The 4,193-nt window shown below is 53.5% G+C and carries 2 protein-coding genes, 3 tRNA genes and 1 pseudogene; 4 read left to right on the forward strand and 2 right to left on the reverse strand.

Annotated elements, in window-relative coordinates; translation table 11 throughout:
* Window positions 1-13: 13 nt before the first annotated feature.
* Window positions 14-867, reverse strand: a protein-coding gene (locus AB5Y68_RS01955; RefSeq protein ID WP_368206892.1) for an IS5 family transposase whose coding sequence is annotated in 2 segments (ribosomal slippage) — window positions 14-525 and window positions 525-867 — 855 coding nt in all. Because the reading frame shifts where the segments join, the coding sequence is not laid out codon by codon here.
* Window positions 868-1,147: 280 nt separating this feature from the next.
* Here AB5Y68_RS01955 and pgsA point away from each other — a divergent pair.
* The 4 genes from pgsA to AB5Y68_RS01975 all read left to right on the forward strand — a co-directional run bounded on the left by pgsA (window position 1,148) and on the right by AB5Y68_RS01975 (window position 2,193).
* The gene (pgsA, locus tag AB5Y68_RS01960; protein ID WP_010675229.1) at window positions 1,148-1,702 is read left to right on the forward strand and encodes a CDP-diacylglycerol--glycerol-3-phosphate 3-phosphatidyltransferase; all 555 of its coding nucleotides are present in this window, start codon (window positions 1,148-1,150) and stop codon (window positions 1,700-1,702) included.
* 179 nt (window positions 1,703-1,881) lie between these two features.
* Window positions 1,882-1,957: transfer RNA gene (locus tag AB5Y68_RS01965), tRNA-Gly, on the forward strand.
* 34 nt (window positions 1,958-1,991) lie between these two features.
* Window positions 1,992-2,065, forward strand: a tRNA-Cys gene (locus tag AB5Y68_RS01970).
* A 41-nt stretch (window positions 2,066-2,106) separates the two neighbouring features.
* Window positions 2,107-2,193 (forward strand) — tRNA-Leu (locus AB5Y68_RS01975).
* A gap of 190 nt (window positions 2,194-2,383) precedes the next feature.
* Here AB5Y68_RS01975 and AB5Y68_RS01980 read toward each other — a convergent pair.
* A pseudogene (locus AB5Y68_RS01980) lies at window positions 2,384-3,673 on the reverse strand (methyl-accepting chemotaxis protein).
* Window positions 3,674-4,193 lie beyond the last annotated feature (520 nt).

Genomic DNA, 4,193 nt, shown 5'->3' on the forward strand with positions numbered 1-4,193 from the left:
CTAGGCTGTGTTCTCAAAATGCTGGTTTTCTGTCCACACATAACTCGCGCAAGTAGCGAAGGCAAAAAGCCAGTTTGATAAAGGCTGCAAAACTCTTGGCTAGCTTTTCATATCTCGTTGAAAACCGGCGAAACTTCTTCAACCAACCGAAGCACCGCTCCACGACATTGCGCCTGCGGTAATGCACCTTGTCCAGTACCAATGGACGCCCCTTATGGCGCCGTTGCTGGTCGCTGCGTTGCGGAATGACCGCTTTTATCCTTCTCCGCCGTAGCTCGGCTCGAAAGGCTTTGCTGCTATAGGCCTTGTCTGCGGCAAGATGCGCTGGCCGTGTTCGGTAGCGACCTGATGACGTTGGTATCCTCGCCATGGCCAACGCGCTTGTTGCATAGCTGATTTCTGCTGATTGCCCCGGTGACAGGCAGAAGCTCAGTGGTAAGCCATGACGGTCCGTGACCAAGTGAATTTTGCTGCCGAAACCTCCCCGCGAACGGCCAAGGGCTTGATTCATTGAGGTGTTTTTTTACGTGCACCGGCAGCATCTTTGGATGCTCTGACATTGGAGCCGTCCAGGCACCACAGGTCGAAATCGATGAGCCCTTCTTCATTGAGCTTGAGTTGCAGCGCTTCCAGAATGGCATCAATCCGGCCTGCATCCTGCCAACGCCGGAAGGTGTTGTAGACCGAATTCCATGGTCCGAAACGTTCTGGAAGGTCTCGCCAAGGAGCTCCGGTGTGGAGTATCCAGAGAATGCCATCGAGCACTTGGCGCGGTTCACGGGTAGGGCGCCCGATCAGGCTTCGAGAAGGAAACTGGGGCTCGATAAGCCCCCATTGTGCATCAGTCAGCTGATAACGGCGGGACACGGAATGGATCTTAAGCTGTTGAGAAGATGTGAGATTATATCTTCATCACTTTAAGAACACAGCCTAGCGCTGCCTTTGGTGTGAAGGAGGTCACGCCAGGGGGCATCAGGGCGTGCCGCCTGCGCACAAGAGCCGTGACGCAGGGGGCTCCCAAATGCCATAATGACCGGCATCCTGAGGTTATTGATGGATTAATGGACCAAGGCGGGCGCCAGTTCGGTTGCATCCGCGATCGGCTTGGGGCTACCATGTAGCGGCATACAAGAAGTGGCTGAAAATAATGACAAATATTCCTAACCTGCTGACGTTCTTTCGGATTTTGCTCATCCCCGTCTTCGTCATCCTGTTCTACCTTCCCTATCAGTGGTCCTACATGGCGGCGGCCATCGTCTTCATCCTGGCGGCCGCAACCGACTGGTTTGACGGCTATCTTGCCCGCAAGCTGAACCAGTCCACCGCCTTTGGCGCCTTCCTCGATCCGGTGGCCGACAAGATCATGGTGGCGGCGGCCCTGGTGGTTATCGTCGAGCACTACAACACCGTCTGGGTCACCATCCCCGCCATGACCATGATTGGCCGGGAGATCATCATCTCCGCCCTGCGTGAATGGATGGCCGAGCTTGGCAAGCGCTCCTCGGTGGCGGTCAGCTGGATTGGCAAATGGAAGACCATGATCCAGATGGTGTCGCTCACCGGCCTCATCTGGCAATACGACATCTGGATGGTGTGGCTCGCCTATGTGCTGCTCTACGTGGCCACCGTGCTCACCTTCTGGTCCATGTTCCAGTACATGAAGGCCGCCTGGGGCGATCTCAGCTACCACTCCCGGTTCTAGTCCCGACGGGAAGATGGCCGTTTCTCTGCCACTGGCGCCGAGAAACGGCCATGAGCGGCGAAAGTGTGGGACAAGGGTAAAAAACACCCGAACGATCAGCGTATTAAATGTTTTTGGTTGACTGGGCGGGGAACATCGCTAGAATGCGTTCTCACAGTCAGGCAGTCAGCCAGACCGATGCGGGAATAGCTCAGTTGGTAGAGCACGACCTTGCCAAGGTCGGGGTCGCGAGTTCGAGTCTCGTTTCCCGCTCCAAATTCAGACAATAGAGAGTTTTTCTCTTTTGCATGGCGCGTTAGCAAAGCGGTTATGCAGCGGATTGCAAATCCGTTTAGTCCGGTTCGACTCCGGAACGTGCCTCCATATTGACAAGCCCGCCACGCGAGCTTGATACCGATTGCGGTGCCCGAGTGGTGAAATCGGTAGACACAAGGGATTTAAAATCCCTCGACGTTCGCGTCGTGCCGGTTCGATTCCGGCCTCGGGCACCATTAAAATCAAAGAGTTACTAAGGCCACTAGCAATAGTGGCCTTTTTGTTTCTAGTCAATTGACTGCCAGAATGGCAGCGACCTGAAGAGCCGGTTCATCTCTTGAATCTGCACGTGCCAAGCTGCGACCCCTGGTGTGAACATCAAAGAGCCTGCTCGATGGCAGGCTCCTGAGTGCTTCCCTGATTTATCTAGAGTTCCGAGATGATGGTCGACACCTCTTCTGCTCCGTGTCTTATCTCCTCCATCACTTTTGCAACGTCATCGATCTGCTTTTGCCCGTGGATGGCACCGTCTGCCGCGGACTGGATCTGCTCGCTGACCTGCCTGGTGAACTGCTGATTCTGGCTGACGACATTGGCTATTTCGTTGGTCGATAGGGAGGTTCTTGCCGCCAGTTGACGAACTTCATCGGCCACGACGGCAAAGCCTCTGCCTTGTTCGCCGGCTCTCGCCGCTTCGATGGCGGCATTGAGCGCGAGCAGGTTGGTCTGGTCTGCAATGCTGCTGATGGTGGATACAATGGCGGTGATATTCTGGGATTGAGCGTGAAGCTTGCTCATCAAGGTGCTGGCATGTTCCATCTGCCTGACAATATTGTCCGAAGTGGAGACGACGGTGGTCAACATCTCCTCTCCTTTGATGGCGGAGGATTTGGTTGTGACAGATGTTTCATTTGCCACCTTGGCCACATGTTGTACGGCCTGATCTTTGCTGATCTGCGGGGTGATATTGGAGGCAAACTTGATGACCTTGATCACCTTGCCATGGCTGCCCCGCACAGCGTTGTAGGTTGCCTCCAGCCAGACTTCATGGCCTTTTTTATCAAATCGCTGAAAGCGCCCCGATTTGAACGTCCCCTGAGCCAGCTCCTGCCAGAAATCGGGATGTTCCCGATAAAACAGCTCATCACAAAACATGCGATGTTGATGGCCTTTAATTTCATCGAGTCGATAGCCCATGGTATCCAGGAAATTACGGTTGGCGGAAATAACAACACCAGTCGGTTCAAACTCGATGACGGCGAGGGAGCGATCCAGCGCCTCAAATATTGCTTTTTGAGTCATGAGCAGATCATGTTGCACTGTCACATCTGCCGCTATTTTGATGATCTTGATTATTTTTCCGCCCTGGCTGACGGGGAAATAGGTGGCTTACAGCCATATTTCCTTGCCTTGTTTGCAAACCCGGTGGAAGGTGCCATGCTGGCTGTGCCCATTTGCCAGATCTCGCCAGAATTCCCGATAGGAGGGAGAGTCGGTATCTTCTTTCATGCAGAACATGGCGTGATGCTGCTGCACGATCTCATTGAGGGAATAGCCGACGGAATGAAGAAAAAGCGGGCTGGCATCGAGAATATAACCATCGGTAGTGAATTCAATCATGGGAAGATGATCGTGCATGGCATGATCCAGTGCCTCGCTTTTCAAGGCTCTCTCTCGTTCTGCTGCCAGCTCTTTTTTAAGTTTCGAGTCGAACATAAGTACACCCCAGCCAAGAAAATAGAATCATCCGACATCTCTTCGTTGACGAACCCTTCACACTTTCTGGGTATGAAGCGTCGTTTTGAGTGTAATGCCCCCTGTCATTTGATTCGGGCTTTTCCATACAAAAAACAGGTTTAATACAAGGTGATGCGCCCTTTTTATATGCGGTGATAAATAAAACGTATTCCTATTCTGAATTATTTGTTCGATGCATCGATTGTTTAACGGGGGTCTGTCAGTGGGCAAGACAATGGTTCGCAGTCGTGGGCGAACAGGGCCTCATGTCGGCGAATACGGGTATCCAGGGCAGGGGCTTGTCGGTGAGGAGTGACGGTTGTCTGCATCGATGGGGGAGGGTGCGCAGCGGGAAGGTGCTGCCTATAGAGATGTCTCGGTCCCTCTGTCCGGGAAACCTGCACTTGAGTGTTTGAACACATCTGTTGTCCATTGTCATGGACGATGGGAAGGGGGGTGACGCTCCGTGTGGCTGCGAAATGCCCTGGAGAGGCTCGCC

The sequence above is a fragment of the Aeromonas sp. R6-1 genome (assembly GCF_040908165.1).
Taxonomy (GTDB): Bacteria; Pseudomonadota; Gammaproteobacteria; order Enterobacterales; family Aeromonadaceae; genus Aeromonas; species Aeromonas caviae.

Excerpts from the sequence above, each read along its gene's own strand:
- pgsA (WP_010675229.1), top strand. The coding sequence starts at position 1,148 with ATGACAAATATTCCTAACCTGCTGACGTTCTTTCGGATTTTGCTCATC.